Source organism: Helicobacter canis, from assembly GCF_900451095.1.
In the GTDB taxonomy this organism is placed as follows: domain Bacteria; phylum Campylobacterota; class Campylobacteria; order Campylobacterales; family Helicobacteraceae; genus Helicobacter_B; species Helicobacter_B zhangjianzhongii.
In genome coordinates this window covers 146,912-166,069 of sequence record NZ_UGHV01000001.1, presented here as the reverse complement: position 1 = coordinate 166,069, position 19,158 = coordinate 146,912, and the positions used below count along the sequence as shown (strand labels likewise).

General features: G+C 45.8%; 19 protein-coding genes, 2 tRNA genes and 1 pseudogene. 6 read left to right on the top strand and 16 right to left on the bottom strand.

Annotated elements, in window-relative coordinates:
- Nucleotides 1-31 precede the first annotated feature (31 nt).
- From DX060_RS00835 to DX060_RS00825, 3 genes are read right to left on the bottom strand one after another with little or no spacing between them, the layout of a single operon-like run.
- A complete protein-coding gene (locus tag DX060_RS00835) occupies nucleotides 32-1,171 on the bottom strand; it encodes an outer membrane beta-barrel protein (protein ID WP_115010710.1) in 1,140 nt (379 codons plus the stop codon).
- A gap of 10 nt (nucleotides 1,172-1,181) precedes the next feature.
- Nucleotides 1,182-1,838, bottom strand: a complete 657-nt coding sequence (locus DX060_RS00830; protein ID WP_181814114.1) for an outer membrane beta-barrel protein — start codon at nucleotides 1,836-1,838, stop codon at nucleotides 1,182-1,184.
- 13 nt (nucleotides 1,839-1,851) lie between these two features.
- Nucleotides 1,852-2,625: a hypothetical protein gene (locus DX060_RS00825; protein WP_115010708.1), complete on the bottom strand. Its 774-nt coding sequence runs from the start codon at nucleotides 2,623-2,625 to the stop codon at nucleotides 1,852-1,854.
- 100 nt (nucleotides 2,626-2,725) lie between these two features.
- Here DX060_RS00825 and panB point away from each other — a divergent pair, with 100 nt between their 5' ends.
- The 3 genes from panB to DX060_RS00810 are packed head-to-tail and all read left to right on the top strand — an operon-like array spanning nucleotide 2,726 to nucleotide 4,769.
- Nucleotides 2,726-3,520, top strand: a complete 795-nt coding sequence (gene panB, locus DX060_RS00820) for a 3-methyl-2-oxobutanoate hydroxymethyltransferase (protein WP_408938829.1) — start codon at nucleotides 2,726-2,728, stop codon at nucleotides 3,518-3,520.
- 32 nt (nucleotides 3,521-3,552) lie between these two features.
- Complete coding sequence (ruvB, locus tag DX060_RS00815) at nucleotides 3,553-4,590, top strand: Holliday junction branch migration DNA helicase RuvB (protein ID WP_115010706.1); 1,038 nt, start codon at nucleotides 3,553-3,555, stop codon at nucleotides 4,588-4,590.
- Nucleotides 4,587-4,769, top strand: coding sequence for a hypothetical protein (locus tag DX060_RS00810; RefSeq protein ID WP_115010705.1), 183 nt, complete (start codon nucleotides 4,587-4,589; stop codon nucleotides 4,767-4,769). Before ruvB ends, DX060_RS00810 begins: the two co-directional genes overlap by 4 nt.
- A 22-nt stretch (nucleotides 4,770-4,791) precedes the next feature.
- On the opposite strand, the gene DX060_RS00805 is transcribed toward DX060_RS00810, so the two are convergent.
- From DX060_RS00805 to nth, 8 genes are all read right to left on the bottom strand, one after another.
- Nucleotides 4,792-6,210: a Do family serine endopeptidase gene (locus DX060_RS00805; RefSeq protein ID WP_115010704.1), complete on the bottom strand. Its 1,419-nt coding sequence runs from the start codon at nucleotides 6,208-6,210 to the stop codon at nucleotides 4,792-4,794.
- A 67-nt stretch (nucleotides 6,211-6,277) separates the two neighbouring features.
- The gene (locus DX060_RS00800) at nucleotides 6,278-8,392 is read right to left on the bottom strand and encodes a glycosyltransferase family 9 protein (RefSeq protein WP_115010703.1); all 2,115 of its coding nucleotides are present in this window, start codon (nucleotides 8,390-8,392) and stop codon (nucleotides 6,278-6,280) included.
- 3 nt (nucleotides 8,393-8,395) lie between these two features.
- Nucleotides 8,396-9,472, bottom strand: a complete 1,077-nt coding sequence (gene pyrC, locus DX060_RS00795; RefSeq protein WP_115010702.1) for a dihydroorotase — start codon at nucleotides 9,470-9,472, stop codon at nucleotides 8,396-8,398.
- Between the two features lie 9 nt (nucleotides 9,473-9,481).
- Complete coding sequence (locus DX060_RS00790; protein ID WP_258552142.1) at nucleotides 9,482-10,300, bottom strand: energy transducer TonB; 819 nt, start codon at nucleotides 10,298-10,300, stop codon at nucleotides 9,482-9,484.
- Nucleotides 10,297-11,274 carry a flagellar biosynthetic protein FliO gene (locus DX060_RS00785; RefSeq protein WP_181814113.1) on the bottom strand — a complete coding sequence of 326 codons (978 nt, stop codon included), beginning with the start codon at nucleotides 11,272-11,274 and terminating at the stop codon, nucleotides 10,297-10,299. The genes DX060_RS00790 and DX060_RS00785 overlap by 4 nt, the downstream gene beginning before the upstream one ends.
- On the bottom strand, nucleotides 11,231-11,596 hold the full coding sequence (gene fliN, locus DX060_RS00780) for a flagellar motor switch protein FliN (protein WP_115010699.1): 366 nt from the start codon (nucleotides 11,594-11,596) through the stop codon (nucleotides 11,231-11,233). Before fliN ends, DX060_RS00785 begins: the two co-directional genes overlap by 44 nt.
- A gap of 26 nt (nucleotides 11,597-11,622) precedes the next feature.
- A complete protein-coding gene (locus DX060_RS00775; protein ID WP_115010698.1) occupies nucleotides 11,623-12,033 on the bottom strand; it encodes a chemotaxis protein CheX in 411 nt (136 codons plus the stop codon).
- A gap of 26 nt (nucleotides 12,034-12,059) precedes the next feature.
- On the bottom strand, nucleotides 12,060-12,752 hold the full coding sequence (nth, locus tag DX060_RS00770; RefSeq protein ID WP_115010697.1) for an endonuclease III: 693 nt from the start codon (nucleotides 12,750-12,752) through the stop codon (nucleotides 12,060-12,062).
- A gap of 151 nt (nucleotides 12,753-12,903) precedes the next feature.
- Here nth and DX060_RS00765 point away from each other — a divergent pair, with 151 nt between their 5' ends.
- The gene (locus tag DX060_RS00765; protein ID WP_115010696.1) at nucleotides 12,904-13,137 is read left to right on the top strand and encodes a hypothetical protein; all 234 of its coding nucleotides are present in this window, start codon (nucleotides 12,904-12,906) and stop codon (nucleotides 13,135-13,137) included.
- Between the two features lie 270 nt (nucleotides 13,138-13,407).
- On the opposite strand, the gene cas2 is transcribed toward DX060_RS00765, so the two are convergent.
- The 5 genes and pseudogenes from cas2 to DX060_RS11050 all read right to left on the bottom strand — a co-directional run bounded on the left by cas2 (nucleotide 13,408) and on the right by DX060_RS11050 (nucleotide 18,899).
- Nucleotides 13,408-13,932, bottom strand: a complete 525-nt coding sequence (cas2, locus tag DX060_RS00760; RefSeq protein ID WP_258552141.1) for a CRISPR-associated endonuclease Cas2 — start codon at nucleotides 13,930-13,932, stop codon at nucleotides 13,408-13,410.
- Nucleotides 13,922-14,818, bottom strand: a complete 897-nt coding sequence (cas1, locus tag DX060_RS00755; protein ID WP_115010695.1) for a type II CRISPR-associated endonuclease Cas1 — start codon at nucleotides 14,816-14,818, stop codon at nucleotides 13,922-13,924. Before cas1 ends, cas2 begins: the two co-directional genes overlap by 11 nt.
- Nucleotides 14,808-18,015 (bottom strand): annotated as a pseudogene (gene cas9, locus DX060_RS00750) (type II CRISPR RNA-guided endonuclease Cas9). Before cas9 ends, cas1 begins: the two are co-directional and overlap by 11 nt.
- A gap of 81 nt (nucleotides 18,016-18,096) precedes the next feature.
- Nucleotides 18,097-18,525, bottom strand: coding sequence for a hypothetical protein (locus tag DX060_RS00745; RefSeq protein WP_115010694.1), 429 nt, complete (start codon nucleotides 18,523-18,525; stop codon nucleotides 18,097-18,099).
- A gap of 221 nt (nucleotides 18,526-18,746) precedes the next feature.
- Complete coding sequence (locus DX060_RS11050) at nucleotides 18,747-18,899, bottom strand: hypothetical protein (protein ID WP_181814112.1); 153 nt, start codon at nucleotides 18,897-18,899, stop codon at nucleotides 18,747-18,749.
- Between the two features lie 69 nt (nucleotides 18,900-18,968).
- Here DX060_RS11050 and DX060_RS00740 point away from each other — a divergent pair.
- Both DX060_RS00740 and DX060_RS00735 read left to right on the top strand, forming a co-directional pair.
- Nucleotides 18,969-19,043: transfer RNA gene (locus DX060_RS00740), tRNA-Gln, on the top strand.
- Nucleotides 19,044-19,070: 27 nt separating this feature from the next.
- Nucleotides 19,071-19,147: transfer RNA gene (locus DX060_RS00735), tRNA-Met, on the top strand.
- Nucleotides 19,148-19,158 lie beyond the last annotated feature (11 nt).

Sequence of the window (19,158 nt, the reverse complement as noted above, 5' to 3'; positions counted from 1 at the left end):
ATATCGCCAAATTCCGCGCATTATAACACAGCTAAAAAAGCATAATAAAGCTTGCATACCAAAATGGCGTGCGCGTGATCACAATATCTTTAGACACGATAGATTCTCCATTAGAGTAGCTAGCTGTGGATTCTAGCCCTAGTCGCAGCTCACTAGGCAGCCCCACCGCACTCATAGGGATTTTCGCGCCAAAATCAAGCTTATAGCGCGAAGTGAGGGAAAAGCTCGCCCCAAGATTGAAGCCATAATCCACTTGCAATAAATAATTCCACAACACATCTTTGCTAGTAAGTCCATTGGTATATTTAGCTAGATTCTCATTAGCTTGGTCAAAAAACAGCAGCACGCCTATGCTTAGTCCCCCATACAAGCCCACTGCCATATCCTTTAGCACACGATTTTCCCCAAGAGTGCCAAAGATACTAAAGGGCAGCTCCGCTAGCACATCGACATTCATACCCCCAAGCACATAGTAAAAGCTCCCCACCGCCTCTTTGCCTATGCGCTCTGTCCCAGCACTAAGCAGCCCATCGCCATAGAGCCTAGTGCCTAAAAATGGGTTAAAAAACCTTTGATACCCAAAGCCCCCACCAAAGGCAAAAAGATTAGAGACAAAATCAATCCCCTGCTCGCCATTGTGAAATATCCCGCTAATTTTGCAGCCACTTTTATCTGTATCAGTGCAGACAAAGCCTGCTTCATCTTTGGGGACATTGTTTGTTTTGTTATACAGCCCATCTTGGTAGCGTTGCGTAAGTGTGCTAGTCCCTAGCATAACGCTAGCAAAGGCTCCACTCTTTTTATCCGCACTTGTGTAATACCTGCTTAAATCCGCCTTTTTGCTAGGATCTGCGTGCGGGAAGCGCGCTTGTATATAGTCTCCAGACTTATAGGGCATAGGTTCTGGTGTGATGCCATTAGCGCGTAAAAGCTTCTCATAATGCTTGATTTTTTCCTGCGTGCTTTTGCCCTGCAGTGATCGCTCCTGTGCGCGCAAAATCTCTATCACATCAACGCGCCTATTCTCCAAAGTCGCAAAGCTTTTTTCATCAAGCAGCAATTCATCATTACTTAAGCCTTCAGCCGCACTTAGCCCATAGCATTGCGATAATGCCATAAGAGCTAGAAAGCCATTTAGGGATAAGATTTTAAGTGCTTGATTGATACACATACACGCCTACTTAGAAAAGATACTGATAGCTTACAAGATACATAAGCCTAAAGGCAAAATTATCATTGATGACACTTGGTGGGAGCTTCACGCCAGCTTCTAGGCGATGATGATATGCCAAAGTCGCAGAAATCCCAGCATTTAGCACACTGCCTACGATGATTTGGTGGTTTCTATATACATTTTCTAGCCTTTGATCAAATATCGCTAGCCCTCCGCCCACGCCAGCGTATGCCCCTAGATAATATCCATCATCAGTGATCGCCAAATCCCCAAACACATCAAGATTAAAGCTAAAAAGCTGCATTGTAATGCTATCTTGGATATTGTTTGAAGAATTCCACGCGGCAAGGTATTGCCCATAGACACGGATCCCCATAGGCGCAGAGTCGATAAAGTGCATATAGCCCCCACTTGCCCCTAGCACAAAGGGATTGATTGCAGCTGGATAGGGTCTGCCGAGTCTTTGCAGTGTGATGTCCATATTGCTAGCCCCAAGGATTACGCCCACAAACGCGCCATTTCTAGCGCGGTTTTCTAGCGTGCGGGCTTGGGATTTTAGGTGGTGGTAGTATTGAGCACGCAAGAAGTAGAGCTGCTTGCTGGAATCTGTGCTGGATTCTAGCCCAAAAGCCAAATTCCACACAAACAAAGCGTGTAAAATCAAAAGAACTGCCACCCTAAAACACATAGCTATACCCCACCATAGTCGCCGCCCCAAACCAATCCAGCTTGTCATTGATGATGAATTTTATCTCCGCTTCTGTGCGATGTTTTGTCGCTATCACAACATCAAAGCCTAGGTTGATCACCCCACCAAGGCTAGAATCAGGCTTATTATCATACGCCATACTAAATAGCCCTAGCCCCATAATCGCGCCAGATTCTAGCCCCTTTGCCACAGGCAAATCCACCAAAATATCCGCACTCACTCCAACTCCGCTAAAGCCAATATCCGCATAACTAAGCTCCTTGGCATTGCTGCCTAGATACTGCACATAGATTCTACTGCCTACGATATTGGGGATAGAGAGCCTATCATACAAAGAGGGATAGAAGCTTTGATACCCCACTTTTGCCCCATAGGCATAGGCATTGCCCGAGAGGTAGGCGGGGTCATTTGTGGCATTGTGAAAGATCCAGCCCCCATAAAGCCCGATAAACACGCCTGTTTTTTGATTAGAGGCTTCAAGGCTATTGACTAGATCGATGATCTCTTCATCTGTGGTGGCATTATAGGCGATGATATATGGATAGTAAGAAAGGTCAAGATTGTCATAGTCAAGGGGCTTGTCTGGATCAAGATAGGGGGCTATCTGGCTAGCTTGGCAAAGGCAGGCAAAAATTGCTAGCAAGATAGCCCCTCTTGCCACACGCCTATACAAAAGCAACGCCCTGCCCCCTGCTTGTAAGCCCAAACTACACGCCCCCTTGGCATAACTCTTATCTCTCATCAAAGCCCTTGTATGTTATAATCCCCTAGTCAAACGCGCTGTATTATAGGTTTATCAAAGTTATAGGAAGTTTAAAACATCTCGCTATATAAGGATCACTATGTCAAGCAAAAAGCTCACCCTAAAAGCCCTACAAAACAAAAAAGGCGTAGAAAAAATCACCGCCATAACCGCGTATGACGCGCTCTTTGCCGGGATATTTGATGGAGAAGTTGATGTGATTTTGATAGGCGATAGCTTAAATATGAGCTTTGGCGGGTGTAGCGATACCACAAGCCTAAGCCTAGAGCATATCATCTACCACGCCCAAGCAGTCTGCCGCAAGGCAAAAAGCTCATTTCTCATAGCTGATATGCCCTTTGGCAGCTATACTACAAGAGATAGCGCACTGCGCAATGCCACCAAACTCATCAAAGCCACGCAAGTTGATGCCTTAAAGCTTGAAGTTACACGCACAAAGCTTCATATTATCGAAGCTCTTATTGATGAAGGCATAGCCATAATGCCCCATATCGGGCTTATGCCTCAATATATCAAGGCAGAAGGCGGCTATAAGATTAAAGGCAGAGATGAGGCACAGAGCAAAGAGCTACTAGAATCCGCTTTAGCATTTGAGCAAGCAGGGGCGTTTGGACTGCTATTAGAGGGCATTATCGCGCCTTGTGCTACCACCATCACACAAAGCGTGCAGATTCCCACCATAGGCATAGGCTCTGGGGCGGCGTGCGATGGGCAGATTTTGGTATGGAGCGATATGCTGGGGCTTTGCAGTGATATATCGCCGAAGTTTGTGCGCCGATATTTACAGGGGGCAGAGCTTATCAAGCAGGCGGTGCGTGAGTATGCTAGCGATGTGCGCAAGGGCAGCTTCCCTAGCGAGCAAGAGAGCTACTAGAGAAGTGCTGGGAGTGTAAGGAGCTAGGATATATGGAAAAAATCTCGCTAGATTTTACCCACAATGATGATAAGCAAGCCCGTGTCGTAGGCGTGGAGAAAATCAGCTTTGAAGAGCGTAATGAAATCTCGCTAAGACCAAGTATCTGGGGGGATTATATCGGGCAAGAACAGGTGAAAAAAAACCTAGAAATAGCCATCTTAGGCGCGAAAAAACGCGGCGAATGCCTTATGCACACACTGCTCTTTGGACCGCCCGGACTTGGCAAGACGACTTTAAGCCACATTATCGCCAATGAAATGAATGCCCCCATAAAGGTCTCTGCCGCGCCGATGATCGAGCGAGCAGGCGATCTAGCCGCATTGCTTACTAATTTGCAAGATGGGGAGATTTTGTTTATCGATGAGATCCACCGCCTAAGCCCCGCTATCGAGGAAATGCTCTATCCTGCTATGGAGGACTTTCGGCTCGATATTATCACAGGCTCTGGACCAGCGGCACAAACGATCAAAATCGACTTGCCGCGCTTTATGCTCATTGGCGCGACAACTAGGGCTGGTATGCTCTCTCACCCCTTGCGCGATCGCTTTGGTATGGACTTTCGCTTGCAGTTTTATAGCACAGATGAGCTAGCACAAATCATCAAAAAAGCGGCAAAAAAGCTTGAAAAAGGCATAGAAGACTCTGCTAGCATAGAGATCGCGAGCCGCTCGCGTGGCACGCCTAGGATCGCCCTGCGACTACTGCGCAGGATACGCGATTTTGCCGATGTGAAAGATGAGGAGACAATCAGCCTAGAGACCACCAAGCAAGCCTTGCAAGAGCTAGGGGTCAATGAGCTTGGCTTTGATGCGCTGGATTTGCGCTATTTAGAAGCGATCGCACAAGCCAAAAAGCCCATAGGGCTAAATACGATCGCGGCTATCATTAGCGAAGATGAAGATACGATACAAGATGTGATCGAGCCGTATTTGCTAGCACAAGGATTTTTAGAGCGATCGGCTAGGGGGCGGATCGCTACGGCAAAGGTGTATGAGCTGTTGCGTTTGCAAAGCCCTAGGTTGTTATGAGAGATTTGGCTTTGCTTAGCGCGGATTTGGCTACGCGTTGTCTTTGCCCTTTTATCGTCATTGCGAGCTTTGCTCCGCAAAGCGTGGCAAAGCGTAGCTTCTTTAGAAAACAAGGCGAAGCCGAAGTTTCTTTAGTAATCCATAGAATCAACCGCCCTTGCCCTAGAATCCACTTTTGAAAATCACCCGGCTAAAGCAGGGCTATTTGACTACGATTGTCTTAACGCCTTGGCTAGAATACACCAAAAATCGCTTGTTTTTGTCTTTGTATTTATTGAGCGCGCGGGCGAAATCACTTGTATCTTTAATGGCGATTTCTTCAACTTGGGAGATGATGTCGCCTTGGGCAAAGCCCGCGTCTTGGGCTTTGGAATTTTCTATGACATTAGTAACAATCACGCCTTGTATATCATCAGGTATCCCATATCGCTGGCGGATTTGCGGGCTTAGAGGTTCTACGCGCATACCCTTTAGCGCGCTAGATTCTGTGGCACTCTCTGACAGCTTCTCATCTTGCTTGGCGTTTGCATCTTTGCGCTCTGCTAGGGTGATTGTGATATTTTGCGTTTTGCCATCGCGCAAGATTGTTAGGGTGATTTTTTGATTAGGCTTGATAGAGCCTATGCGATTGCGCAAGTCTGCGGCGTTTTTGATAGGCTTGCCATCTACTGCGGTGATGAGATCCCACACAAGTAGCCCTGCATTTTTTGCCGGGGATTTTGGATCAATGCTGATGACCACCGCGCCTTTATGCTCGCCATAATTATTGCGCAAATCTTGGCTTATATCCTGTGTGCCTACGCCTAGGTAGCCGCGCGTGATTTTCCCACTTTTGACAAGTGAGTCCGCCACTTCACGCACCATATTTGCAGGGATCGCAAAGCCTATGCCGTGATTGCCCCCAGAGCGCGATAGGATAGCGGTATTCATACCAATAAGCACACCTCTAGAATCCACCAACGCACCGCCAGAATTTCCGGGGTTTATGGAGGCATCTGTTTGGATAAAGTTTTCATAAGTATTGACTTGGATATTTTTGTTGGTCGCTGAGACTATACCTTGCGTAACGCTCTCTCCCACGCCAAATGGATTCCCGATAGCAAAGACAATATCCCCGATTTTGACATCAGCACTATCGCCAAACTTGATAGAGGGCAGATTATTTTTGCTAATGCGGATCACAGCAATATCACCCTCTTTATCGCTGCCTACAAGCGTGGCGGTGTATTCATTAGGGTCATTGGGGATTGTTACGATGATTTTATCCGCGCCATCGATTACATGGTCATTAGTGATGATATAGCCATCAGGAGAGATGATCACACCACTTCCAAGCGACCGCTCGATGCGGTCTTTGGGGATTTGATTATACATATCGCCGAAAAATTGCTGGAAAAATGGGTCATTAAACATTGGATTAAGATTGGTGGTGATTTTTTTCTGCGTGGAGATATTGACGACTGCTTGCGTGGCAGCGGCGATTACATCGTGGTAGGAATACACAGAATTAGCCTCGCCGACAGGATTTATCCGCTTGGCGATAGCGGGGGCTTGCTTGATTTCATAGGCATAGCTTGATAGGACTAGCAAAGGGACTAGCGCGTAGGAAAGAAATCGCATAAAAACTCCTTAAAAGTTATGTAAATGGCGATTATAAAGCCCTAGATTAAATGCTTATTAACTGCGCTTATCTAGCCCCTAGATCCACCCACACGCGATAGATGGATTCTGGTGGGATAGAGGCGATCTCAAAGCTACCACTTTGACTTAGCACATAAGGATTGCCTAGCAGCACGCGCGAGAGCTTTGTGTCGCGCATATTTTTGCCCTTGCTTGTTTGTGGATTGCCAAGTAGGGTGATGACTTGCGGGCTTTGTAATGCCCACGCCAAATGCGTAACCCCCGTATCCCCCCCGATCACGCAGTGCATAGCGTTTAGGACATATTTTAGGGCGTTGAAGTCAAGCGGCGGAAAAAGGCAGGTGTGAAGATTTCTCGCCTCTAGCATAGCTTGGAGGGATAGGGCATTGTGCTTATGCTCGTGATAGATTAGGCAAAATGTGATTTTCTGTGTGCTTGCTTGCTGCATACGCGTAGCAAGAGTGGCAAATTGCTCTATGGGGTAGGTTTTTTGCGGGATTGAGGCTTCTAGGACAAATAGCACGCGATAGGTGCTAGACTCTAGGGTGGCTTGTGTGCTTGGGGGGAGGTGGGCTTTGCCCCAGCCAAACCCACTTGGTGTTTGGAGGGATTCAGCTTTTAGGCTAGAATCGGGGATTTCATCGCCGCTCGATAGACGCCCAAGTCTTATCTCCTTGCGCGGCTTGCAAAGCCCCGATTTACTAAAGAAACTGCGGCTACGCCTTGTTTTCTCATCGCAAAGCGTAGCTTCTTTAGAAATCCTAGAATCCTTTGTGGAGTTGCTTAGAGTTGGGGTGTTTTGGGCAGAAAAGCTAGAATCCACTTGCGCGGATTTATGGATCGCCACGACTTCCTTGCGGAAGTCTCGCGATGACGATAAAAAATATTCATTCCTAGAATCCACTTTTTTACTTGCGGTGCTTTTTTCTGTCATTGCGAGACGCTGCGTAGCAGTGGCGTGGCAATCCATAGCTTTTGCGGTAGCAAAAATGGGAGTATCACTAGAATCCGCTTTTTGCAATGTTTGTATTTCTTGTGCTTTTTGTGCTGTTTTTTCAAAAGTGGATTCTAGGGGGTTGGTATATTTTTGTATGGATTGCCACGCTTTGCGGAGCAAAGCTCGCAATGACAGAAAATAAGCGTTGCTGCTAGAATCCACTTGCGCGCCTTTATGGATCGCCACGACTTCCTTGCGGAAGTCTCGCGATGACGATAAAAAAGCTTCATTGCTAGAATCCACTTTTTTATTTTCAGTTGTTTTTTCACACTCGGCTTGATTTTTATTTTCAGTCCGTTTTTCTTCTTCAAGGATTCTAGGAGTTCTAAAGAAACCTGCTTGCGTGCCCCCGCCTTGCACCGCTATCGCTTGTTTTGCGGTGGGGCTTTCAAAAGTGGATTCTAGGGGTTGGGCTTGTTTTGTAAAGCCGCTGTGGGATTCTAGGATTTGCGATGAGAAAACAAGGCGTAGCCGCAGTTTCTTTAGTAAATCGGGGTTTTTCAAGCCGCGCGCGGAGATAAGACTTGGCTGTCTATCGCACAAGCGCGGCGATGAAATCCCCGATTTATCGCGCAAAACAAGCGAAGCGGTCGGCGATAGCCGATGTTTCTTTAGTAAAGCCGAATCCCCAACAAACAAAGCCGAATCCCCACCAAACAAAGCCGAATCCCTCAAACAACACTGATAAATTGCGGCATTGCGCACCAATATATTCTCATCATACGCCACCTTCACGCGCCTACTATACAGCACGCTAGCTAGCCCCTCTCGCGCCGAGCTAAAGCTAAAGCCCACAAACTCCCTAGAATCTAGCGCACGCCCCACAATGGCGGATTTGATTAGTCCTTGCAAATCTAGCACCACATCAAACCGCCCCAAAGCACGCAAGCTCCTCCAAAGCTCCCTAACGGCGCGGAGTGATTTAAGGCGTTTGATAGGTAGGGCGTGTAGTGTCGTGATCGCTTTATGATGCTCTAATATCCCTGCAAAGCGCGTATCCACAAACCACTCAATACGCACTTCATCATATTCCTGTGCCAAAGCGTGATAAAAGTCCATAAGCTTGCTAGCAGATACCACGACATCGCCAAACGATGAGAGCCGCACAATGCCTATGCGGATAGATTTTGTGGGGGTCTTGCTTGCTTGTGTGAGCTGCTCCATATCTTATGCCTTGCTCTCTATCTCTCTCCACGCGATCATCTCGCCTGCACGCAAGGGCGTTAGATTAGAATCTAGCACGCGGATAGATTCTGGGATTTTGTAGGGGGCTTGCTCTAGGGTGATTAGCTTAGGATTGTCCTCCCACGCCTGCGCTGCTTGCACCCAGCAAGCAAGATCATAGATTTTCATCGCATTATCGCTCACAAAGGCTTGGAGATTGTGCAGGGCATTATGCTTGTGAAATAGCTCTGCAAGCTGGGGCAAAAGCCCCACCGCGCTAAAAATCCCTGCCGCGCCCTTTTGCTTGGCTTCTAGGCTATGGGGCGCAGAGTCTGAGCCAAAGCACACTTTGCTATGCGCATTTAGGGCTAGATCTAGCAGGGCTTGCTTGTCTTTGGGTGTCTTTAGCACAGGCTTGCAAAAGTGATGATGACAGAGTGCGCCGCCTGCTAGATTGCTAAGATCTAGGGTGATATGGTGCAAAGTCAAGGTCGCATAGAGATTATCATACTCCTCTAGAAGTGGGATCGTGCGGTGATCGCTTATATGCTCTATGATGATTTTGAGATTAGGGAAGCGTGTGGCAAGCTCTCTAAATATCGCGCCAAACTCCATCTCTCGCTCCAGCACAAAGCCCCCGCTCTCGCCGTGGATACAAAGGATTATGCCAAGCTCTTGTGCCGCGCTAAAAATTTCATACGATTTGCTATCTAGCACTTGGGCTATGCCATTATCGCTATTTGTGGTGGCACCCTTGGGATAGAGCTTTAGGAGCTTGAAGCCGTGCTTGGCGCAGGATTCTAGCTCTTTTGGGGTGAGTGAGTCGCTCAAATACAGCGCACAAAGTGGCTCAAAGGATTCTAGCGGCTGCTTGTGCGCTTTAGCATAGTTATGGATAGAATCTTTAATTGCTTGCTTGTAGGCTTGTGCCTTGTGTAAGGAGTCTATGGGGGGCGTTAGATTTGGCATTATCACCGCCGCGGCAAAGCTCTTAGCACTAAAGGGCGTAACGACATCAAGCAGCGCACCATCGCGTAGATGCAAGTGCATATCAAGGGGATTTTTTAGTGTGATTTGCATAGTAGCTCCTTAACGATAAATAGTATAGGTGATGTGGAAGCGGATAAGCGTGCGCTGCTTAGGTCGCGGATAGTCCTTATAGGCGATTTCTATGGTTTTTTGCGAATTTTTATCTAGTAGCACAAAGCCCGAGCTAAGAAGCAGCTTCAATCCTTGTATATCACCATTTGGTAGCAAGTAGAATTCTATCGCATTCTCGCCGGATTGGTTGAGATATGCGGCGGTGTTTGGGTAGGTTAAGTAGCGTTGTGTGATGCGTGCTATCTCGCGCAAATTGCTTGTGATGAAATCTCGCTCCGCACTGCCTAGATCCCCCCACTCATCGCCATAGAGCTTGTCAATATCACGCCTTGTTTGGCGGTCAAGCCCTTTGTCTTGCTCAAGTGATGGGCTAGATTGCGTGCTTTGGTTTGCTGGGGAGAAAAATTGCAAGTTTTTGGGATCGTAGGTGGTGTGTGGCAAAGGAGCTTGAGAGTCTAGGGGCTTTGGCTGCTTGGGGTTGCTTTGTGTGCTTGGGGTGGTGGCTTGGCTTGGCTTGGTGGGGGGGTATGGGCTTTGAGCGGTGTCTTTGCTTGCTAGGGTGGGAGGTGGTGCGCCGGGGGTATTTGCACTTTTATCAAGGCTTGTGCCGCGCTTTAGGATAAGCAGATTTTCTGTGTCGATTTTGCGGAGTTTGGGGGTTTTGAAAAAATGCGCATAAAGCCACCAGCTGATAAAAATCACAAACAAATGCGCGCTTAAAGCGATCGCTAGGCTTACATAAAAGCGCGTTTGGCTACTTGTATCAAGCGAGATAGGCGATTTATAGATGGGGGGTAGATTCATCATTTTGCATTGTTGAGTGCGCTCCAAAACTTCTCATCAAATGCTTTGACATCGCCTATCCTTTGTGGTTTGGCTTGGGGGGTGTTGCTGGTGGTGTGTGTTTGTTTGGGGATTTTATCAAGCAAGACATTGCCTTTATCACCTAAAAGCACCATATAGAAATACTCTTTAGCCTCGATGATGATGACTTTGTTTTTAGGGTCGATTTGGCTTTGTGAGACGACTTTGAGCGAGTCATTAAGCCCTGAGCGTCTGCGTATTTGCTTGCGGATATAGAGTAATACCACAAGGATAAGCAAAAAGCTTGCGATGATATACCAATACTTCTGTATATCCATATCCTGCGTGCTTAAGCCTAGCTTGCTTGTATCAAGCAAGGGGGCGGAGGTGGATTCTAGGGGAGATTCTAGGGCTTTGGTGTTTGCGGTGTCTTTGTCTTGCGGGGTGCTTTGTGTGCTTGAAGGCTTTTGAAATACTTCATTGATAGGCGTTGGCTTTAGTGTGGTGGGGGTATTTAGCAGAGAATCCACAATCCCAGAATCCGCGGTAAAAAAGCTTAGGCGCAGGGTGTTTTTGTCTTTGGAAATGCTTGGCTTGACATAGTAGGGCTTGCGCGATTCTACGCTGAAGTAGAGATTGTTGTTTTTGGGGATAATCTCAAGCTTTTTTATCGGCGAGTTTTGGAAGCTCCTAGTTACTTTGCTGCCGCTTGTGATTTGCGAGATCATAGTCATTTTTTGCGTGCTTTTGCCATTAGGCACGCTTGCTGTGCCTACCTCACCGCTAAAGGCAGAATCCAGCAGCAAAAGCACATCAAGCTTATCTTGCTCGGGGTAAGTTTGGATCTGCTTGAGCGTAGCTGCACCACAAATATGCGCAACTACCATAAGCATAGCAAGCGTGTGTTGGATACCTAGCTTTTTCATCGGTGGGTTAGTCGTAGGGATTTGTGCGTGCGATGTAATACACAATCGCATTAGAATCCAAAATTTCATTTAAACGGATAGCAAGCGATCGCTCATAGACCATCACCTCGCCTTTGCCGATGATCCTGCCATTGACAAAGACATCGATACTCTCTCCTGCGGGCTTTTGCAGATCGATAATCGAGCCTTTTTCAAACTTCAAAATCTCTGCCAAAGGGATTTTAGAAGAGCCTAGCTCCGCGGTAAAAACTACGCCCATATCAAGCAAGCCGCCGTAATTTTCCATCATATCTTCAAGATAGGAGGCAAGCTCTATTTCTTCCGGGGTATGGGCTTTTTGCTTATCGAGTATGGAGTTGGGTCGATCTGCCATAAGCGTTCCTTAAAGAGTTGTTGTCGCTATGATTTATTACTGCGTAGAAAAATACTGCAATGCCCCAAGCCTTGCAAGCGGAAGTGGATACCTTGATCGTAGTTTTTTATCACGCGGATTCCTAGGAATTCTGGGGTGGAGATGTTGAAGCTTGTATTGCGCTTTTGGGCGATGACTTTGGCGTGTCCTACGGTGAGATTAGCAAGCTCTCGCGCCATATCTTCTAGCGCGTCATCACTAGGAGTGCTATCATCTAAAAAGTGCAGGCACATTGTTTTTAAAAAAGGCTTATTAAACACAAGCAAGACATTTGTGCCTCTGCCAATCATTTCAATCGAAGTGAGATAGCCCTTTTTAAGCGGGATAATAGACTCTTCTACCTCGACACTGATAGAATCTTTAATAACTTCAAAAAAACTCTCTTTGATCACTTCCATACCGCACCAGCCTTTGACTTTTATTATTATTGTAGCGTAATTTTGGCTTTAGGCTTAGGTTTCTTGCGTGTTTTGTCCTTGTGGCAGAATTCTTGCACGAAGCATTGTGAGCATTGGGGCTTGATCGCCTTGCAGATATAGCGACCAAATAGCACAAAAGCTTGGTGCAAGTTTGATAGCTCGGTAACAAACACTCTCTGCAAATCTTGCTCGGTTTTTTCTGGGGTTTTAGCATTGCTTAAGGCTAGGCGGTGAGAGACGCGGAATACATGGGTATCGACAGCCATTACATTTGCCTGGCAGTATTCTAGCAGCACGACATTGGCGGTTTTCTGCCCTACGCCTGCTAGGGATTTTAGCTCTGCTTGAGTGGTGGGGATCTTGCCTTGAAAATGCTCTAGGACTTGCTGTGCCATTTGGTGTAAATGCTTGGCTTTGTTGTTGAAAAATGAAATGCTTTTGATGAGATCTTTGATCTCTGCAATATCGGCTTGTGCTAGTGCCTGCACGCTGGGATAGCGCGCGAAAAATGCGGGCGTTACGAGATTGACACGCTTATCGGTGCATTGGGCAGAGAGCATTACACACACAAGCAGCTCATACATATTGCGATAGTTTAGCTCTGTTTTTGCCTGTGGATAATGCGCGAGAAATCGCGCCTTGATCTCGGCGATTTGGGATTTTGTCCTGCGTGGCTTGGGTATTGTAGCTTTGCTCATAAAAACTCCTTGGGTATGCAAACGCATTGTAGCAAAATGGCTTAGGTTTGTAATTTAAGCTTTTTGTTTTAGCTCCTTTTTAAACTGCCGTGTGTAGAATGACAGAGCATAGCAAGCATAAAGCTAAAGACAATATCAAAGGAGCATAAGTATGAATGAGATGGATAATTTTAATATGACTTTTAGCACATTAGGTAAGGGGAGTAGTGTTTTTTTCAGTGTAAATGGTGGGTTTGTAATTTTGTCTGTCAATGGCAATAAAGTATTAGCGGATTTATATAGCAATGATGGCGATGAGGCTTGCGAGAAATTTGAGTTTGATAGTTTAGAGGAGGCTAAATATTTTGTGCTAAAAATGAGACAAGAAAATAGCGACAGGGAATAAATGGAGCTTGTGGCGTTTTAGTCCCTTTTTAAACTGCCCTATGGTAGAATTTTGGCGATGAGGTAGAATCCATTAGTATAGTTTTAGTCCCTTTTTAAACTGCCCTATGGTAGAATAGCTTCCTTTCTATCGCCCTGTGGCACGAAGCTAGAGCGACTTTGCTAGCGCGAAATCCTTTAGGATTTCGCGCTAAATTTGGCAGTTTAAAAAGGGACTAAAATAAGGAAGTAAAGGGTCTTCCGCAGGGTAAGTCATATCCCTATCAAAACCCTAGAATTCAAAGAGACTTGGCTGCTTTGGCTTAGGTCTTTGTGTAGTGGTGTTGGATTCTTTTGCTACACTTTTTTGACTCTCTGTATCTTTGCTTTCTTTGTCCTTATTTTCTGTATCTTTACTCTTTTGGCTAGATTCTTTATAGGCATAATCACCAAGCTTTTCATCAAAGTTAAATAGCACGAGATTTTGCTCGGCATTTATGCGTTCATTAAACGAGGCATTGCCTAAGAGGATCTCCATAGCGTCAAATTGCTTTTCTGTGATGATTAGGACACGCACATTGCCTTGTGGGGGTAGGATCATCTTTACTGCATTGATAGAGGCTTTTGCCGAGCTTAATCCCTTGCATATACGCATATATACGCTAAATTGCATCATAAAGTAGCCTAGCTTGATGAGATTATTGCGGAATTTGGTGGCGTGCTTTTGCTCCTTTTTGGTCTTGGTAGGCATATCAAACATCAGCAAAACACGCATAAATTTATCTTCAATCATTTGCATCACTAGCTTAGGTCTCAAAGCTTACCCTTAGCAAGCTCTGCTCCCCTAGCATTGCTCCCTTTAGGCTCTGCACATATCGCCCGATAGCCCTACTAAGCGGATAGCTCTGCCCATCTATACAGGCTTTTTCTTGCAGGATATTGATAAGAGTCCTTTTGTCTTCTTGCTGCAAGGATATGTCTTTAGAAGGGGTATCAAGCTCTAAGACACAGCGATCCACCCAAGGGCGAAAGACTTCTATCACATCATCGCAGAGATTGAAGCTGTTATACATATTATCGTGCTTTATGCCTAGCCACGGCAGCAGCCCGCTAATGCAGACATTACGCACGATACAAGCACGCACAATCGCATAGCCATAATTAAGCGCAGAATTAGCAAAGCAGAATTGCTCCCTAGAAAAGCCCTTACCAAAGAGAGCTTTGAAATACGCTGCTGCTGCTATGGCTTCAAAATTCCTAGAATCCCCTAAGGCGACATTACTAGCTAGGAGCAAGAGCTCATCGCTTGCTTTGTGCTTATGGTGGGTTTGTAGGACATAGGCTTGATTGGTGATTTTGTTTTTAATGATTTTTTGCCACAAAATAGACTTTTTCTGCTTGGTTACTTGCATTTGCTCTCTAGCGACTTTGGCTTGCTGAAAATGCCCTGAGTAAGGGTGCAAGATACCATTGATGTGATGAGTATCATCACAAGTTAGCACGATGATATTATGCTCACAAAGTGCAGAGAGCAGGGCGGTGGTTATGGTGATCTGCGGGGATTCTAGGATTATGGAGTGAATGTCTTTTAAAAAGAGCTTTGCTTGCTTGTCTTCTTGGGCTAAGACAAGGTGCTTTGCTTGTAGGCTAAGCTTGGCTGGGGAGCTAACTAGCACACTCCTAAAGGCTTCATCATAGCTCATCGCCACTCCTTTGGATTATGTGCTTTGCGGGCTTTGTGTGCTTTAGGGTGATGTCTTGGCGTGGGTGGAAGGGGGCAGGTGCTACTTGCCCTAGGATTGAGACTTGGTATTTTTCAAAGACTTGTAGATTTTGGATTCCAACTCTATCTTTTACTTCTTCTTGTGTGGCGTTGTTAAAGAGCAATTTTTGATTGTCTGTAAGTGTAGAGAAGCTATTATCGTGCTTGGCTACTTTGATATTTACACCACTAGTATCAAAATTCACAAAATAACACAGCTCTGGCTGCTGCATTCCTCTTTTTTGCACAAGTAGTAAATCATCTTTATAGAGTGAGAAAATAAACTCATAGCTAGTATCCATCTCTTTCCAATCATTAATCACGCCGCTTTTATCCTTGCCGAGAACCGCTGCTTTATTTGGTAAAATCCCTAGCGCGAAGTCCATCGTATAAACAGGCACGCCGTAGAATTTCCCGCTTCTTTTATGTTTAAAAATATCCACCCGCACCATCGCACCATTGCTTACAATCTTTGTGCCGATTTTTCTCATCTTGCCTAGGGCTAATGCCTTTTCCACACCTTTTGTCCCGCCATAGCTTTTAAGTAGTTTAGGATCATTTGGCGAGTAGAAGGTAGCCTCGTGCAATGCCCCCCTTGCTCGCAGTCTAGGAGGCTTAGAGACAAAGATGGATTCTAGCTTCTCTAGCACACTTGCGCGGAAGTTTTCGCCATTTGGGAGATTGATAAAGGCTCGTTTTTTCTTATACTCTTCTTTGCTTAGTGTGTGGGCGTAGTAGGCGGCTCTGCTTGTCTCTTGCGTCTTTTTGAACTCGCTAAAAGCCTTTATCACGCGATCATTCATAAAGCCGATAATCACCGCATCAAGCCCGTGGTGCAAGTGGTTGTTCCTATCTTTGCTAGCAAAGCCTAGGTAATGCCGCATTGTAGCAGTAAGCGCACCATTGACCACGACAATATGCTTTTTGCTCCCCTGTTGCCCCCTGCCAAGCGTGGTATCCTCACTCTCATCTAGGGGTAAAAACTCTAAATATGTTTGAGTATAGTCTGCCACAAGGCGTGCGATATAGCTTGTGTCATTAAGATTGCGGAGCTTAAATCCTGCTTCTTTATCGACAAAGTTTGCATTTAGGATTCTGCGTGCTTTGCTTTTGGGGAGTTTTTTGGCAAATGTTATCAAGCCTACAATTTTTCCCCACTTGGCAGAGTCTGCTCCAAAGGCTTCAAAAGGCGTTTTATCGCCCTTTTCTTGATTTGCCTTTGTAAAGACTAAGACTTTATTCATATAGCTATCATCAAAGCTGCGTGAGTAGGGGTAGATATGATCTATCTGCAAGGCGGTGGGGTCTTTTAGGTGGGTGGGTGGGTGTGATTTTCTCCCCACTATATGCGCAGAATTCTCCTTGCTCTTCCCATAGCTTTAACTTTAGGAGATTGGTGCTACTTGGCTCAAGTCCTAGACTCTCGCATTGCTTGCGTGCGTTTTGATTAGCAGTGTAGTTTTCTCTTTGCTCTTTTTCGTATTTTTGTCGCTCTGTGGCATTTAGCTTGGCTTCTCTGGCGTATTCTATGTGGATTTTATGGGGTCTGCCATATTGCTTAAGCAGGGCGTTTAGCACCTTTCTATACTCGGCTAATGCCCTTTTTACAACAGGGTTTGCTAAATATGGCTCAAACTCTTCAAAGGGTGGCAAAATATCACCTTTTGAAGCCTTTTTGCCTGTGGCTTTTAGCCCTGATTTTTCTACGGACTCATCATAGCGCAAGCACTGGCTCTCTCCGCTCTCATCAATGCCGATACAATAGCCCACATCACTGCTGCGTGCTTCACGCTCCCCGCGCATAAATGGTAGAATCTGTGATAGAGCCTTAAAGCTTAGGCTAATATGCTTAGAAAAATTGAGATTGCTTAGGGCTTGTATCTGGTCGCTTGTGAGATGGAGCTGCTCCTTGGCAGAGTAGGATTCTAGCTCTTTGTGTAGCTCTACTACATCTTTAATCACGGCAATTTGGCTTGCTATCTTATCTATATGCTCTCTTTCTAAGCTTGCAAAGCTCTCTCCCAAAGCCTTTTTAAACGCCTTTAAATGCGCAAATTCTACAAATTTTACCTTTTCTGCCTCTTTGAGCCCCTTGCTATAATCTAGCCTAGAATCCACAAATTGTATTTTTTCATCTAGGTTGATCATTTCACGCAATGCGCGATAGCTCATCTCTCCTTTTTCTAGCACATATCTCAAGATTGTAAGAATCATAGCTTTGTCATAAATCTCCCCGCTTTTCTTGCTAAGATTGGCAAGAGTGTTGATAATGCGCGATAGTGCGACAAACTCTATGGCACTTACGCTGTCTTTGGGCGCGCGCTTCTCCCCTGCGATAAACTGACACTCCCCCACCTTATCGGCAAAGCTCTTTAAGGGGCGTTGCTCAAAAATCTTTTTTATTAAGCTATCTTCAAACTCTTTGCTTATAGCAAAGCCATAGTCTCTTTGCTTAGAAAATATCAGTGCAAGCTCATCTTGGAGCATATCTTGTGAGACACAATGCTCGTAGTTATCTGTCGTATTTCGCACATTTTTAAACTCTAAGGAAACTGCGCTTTGCTTTGTGGGGTCTAGCTCTCTTGCTTGCTGAAAATACTCTTTGCACAGATATTCGCCCACGCTTCTGTATCCTTTGCTTTGCAGGATTAGGCGATTTTCTTCTATTGCCTTTTTGACCTTGCCTGATTCTGTATCTTTGCTCTCTTTGGCGTGTTTATTGCCATAGCCGCGGTGCTTGGCGATATGCAAAACTATGCGTGCTAGCTCACTAGAATCCACTTTTTGATCTAGTGCCTTTGTGCGTAGCTGATATGGGGATGGCAGTGGTGCTGCTTTGGAGCTTATGTAGGCTTTGGGCAGCTTGCCATCGCTGCTTAGATAATCTTGTAGCTCTAGCTTAAACTCCTTGCAAAGTAGCTGTTTTATGGTGTTTAGCCTCCCACTTCTTCTTGCTAGTCTTCTTCGCACGCCCCTTGCCGCTCTCCTTGGGAGAGCTAGGGACTCTCCTGTTTTGGGATTTTCTGCTTTGGTAAAGATCCTAACGCCCATATCTTTAAGCGCATTATCTTCAATCACCGCCCAGCCAATGCTGGCTACTCCAATATCAAAGCTATATATTTTGATGTTTGTTTGCATAGTTGCTCCTTGATGAGATTTCTGTCATAGCCTCTACTAGCGCGAGTCTTGTATAAAGTGGATTCTAGGGCTAGATCCACTTTATAGCCCAAGCTCTAGCTCTGCAAGCTCCTTAGCACTCTCATAAATGCGCGATTTATACTGCGTGAAAAACCGCTCCTTACGCGCTTGGATTTCATCATACTCAAGTAGCTCGCCACGCATAGCATAATGCCTATGGATAGGGATATTTGCCATATTGTAGGCTTCTAGCTCGCAGCCATATTTCACACGCTCCATGGCAGTTGTATTGCCCGCTAGAGTGTGGGCGCGGACATAGCACGCAGAAAGATTGCGCGCGATGATACCTGCGATCCTTGGCATATCTTGCTTAGGATTGCCACTTAGCGTCTGGGAGAATGCGTAATAATCCATAGCGTGGCGCGGCGGCTTAATGGCTTGGGAGTCCGTTGCTTGAAGAAGTGTGAGAGATAAAAGGGCAAGAGAGCCTAGAAGTGTGTATATGCGCATAAGTGTCCTTTGTGATGGGTTGTTTGCATTGTAGCAAGAAATAGTTATATTAAAGTGGATTCTAGCCCTAGCGATTCATCTTGGGCACTTTAGCGATTCAGTCTTGGGTGGGCAATGCGATTGATTTTAAGGATTTTGGGACAACCGCAGACCTCTAGTCTAGCTCTGCCCCAAAATCCTTAAAAAACACCCACAGCCCCACCGCAACCCTTAGAATCGTGTTACTCTAAAACTAACTTCAATCCTAGAATCCACTTTTTCAAATAACCCCTTTTCTTGTCATATTGAGCCACAGGCGAAATATCTCTGTCATTGCGAGACACTGCGCCAGCAGTGGCGTGGCAATCCACACTAGAATCCACTTTTTGACACATTGCTATATGCCTAAAATAAGTAAAATTTAAGCCAAACTCCTATACAATCGCGGCTTTATTAAACGCTGTTGGGGTATCGCCAAGCGGTAAGGCACCTGGTTTTGGTCCAGGCATTCCGAGGTTCGAATCCTTGTACCCCAGCCACTTTTCTTCCCTTTTCTTATACTATATCGCGGGGTAGAGCAGTCCGGTAGCTCGTTGGGCTCATAACCCAAAGGTCGGTGGTTCAAATCCATCTCCCGCAACCATTCATATATAA

Bases quoted from the DNA above. Each gene is read 5' to 3' on its own strand.
- DX060_RS00835 (WP_115010710.1), bottom strand. From the start codon at position 1,171: ATGTGTATCAATCAAGCACTTAAAATCTTATCCCTAAATGGCTTTCTA.
- DX060_RS00825 (WP_115010708.1), bottom strand. From the start codon at position 2,625: ATGAGAGATAAGAGTTATGCCAAGGGGGCGTGTAGTTTGGGCTTACAA.
- panB (WP_408938829.1), top strand. From the start codon at position 2,726: ATGTCAAGCAAAAAGCTCACCCTAAAAGCCCTACAAAACAAAAAAGGC.
- ruvB (WP_115010706.1), top strand. From the start codon at position 3,553: ATGGAAAAAATCTCGCTAGATTTTACCCACAATGATGATAAGCAAGCC.
- DX060_RS00810 (WP_115010705.1), top strand. From the start codon at position 4,587: ATGAGAGATTTGGCTTTGCTTAGCGCGGATTTGGCTACGCGTTGTCTT.
- DX060_RS00805 (WP_115010704.1), bottom strand. From the start codon at position 6,210: ATGCGATTTCTTTCCTACGCGCTAGTCCCTTTGCTAGTCCTATCAAGC.
- DX060_RS00800 (WP_115010703.1), bottom strand. From the start codon at position 8,392: ATGGAGCAGCTCACACAAGCAAGCAAGACCCCCACAAAATCTATCCGC.
- pyrC (WP_115010702.1), bottom strand. From the start codon at position 9,472: ATGCAAATCACACTAAAAAATCCCCTTGATATGCACTTGCATCTACGC.
- DX060_RS00790 (WP_258552142.1), bottom strand. From the start codon at position 10,300: ATGATGAATCTACCCCCCATCTATAAATCGCCTATCTCGCTTGATACA.
- DX060_RS00785 (WP_181814113.1), bottom strand. From the start codon at position 11,274: ATGCGATTGTGTATTACATCGCACGCACAAATCCCTACGACTAACCCA.
- fliN (WP_115010699.1), bottom strand. From the start codon at position 11,596: ATGGCAGATCGACCCAACTCCATACTCGATAAGCAAAAAGCCCATACC.
- DX060_RS00775 (WP_115010698.1), bottom strand. From the start codon at position 12,033: ATGGAAGTGATCAAAGAGAGTTTTTTTGAAGTTATTAAAGATTCTATC.
- nth (WP_115010697.1), bottom strand. From the start codon at position 12,752: ATGAGCAAAGCTACAATACCCAAGCCACGCAGGACAAAATCCCAAATC.
- DX060_RS00765 (WP_115010696.1), top strand. From the start codon at position 12,904: ATGAATGAGATGGATAATTTTAATATGACTTTTAGCACATTAGGTAAG.
- cas1 (WP_115010695.1), bottom strand. From the start codon at position 14,818: ATGAGCTATGATGAAGCCTTTAGGAGTGTGCTAGTTAGCTCCCCAGCC.
- DX060_RS00745 (WP_115010694.1), bottom strand. From the start codon at position 18,525: ATGCGCATATACACACTTCTAGGCTCTCTTGCCCTTTTATCTCTCACA.
- DX060_RS11050 (WP_181814112.1), bottom strand. From the start codon at position 18,899: ATGTGTCAAAAAGTGGATTCTAGTGTGGATTGCCACGCCACTGCTGGC.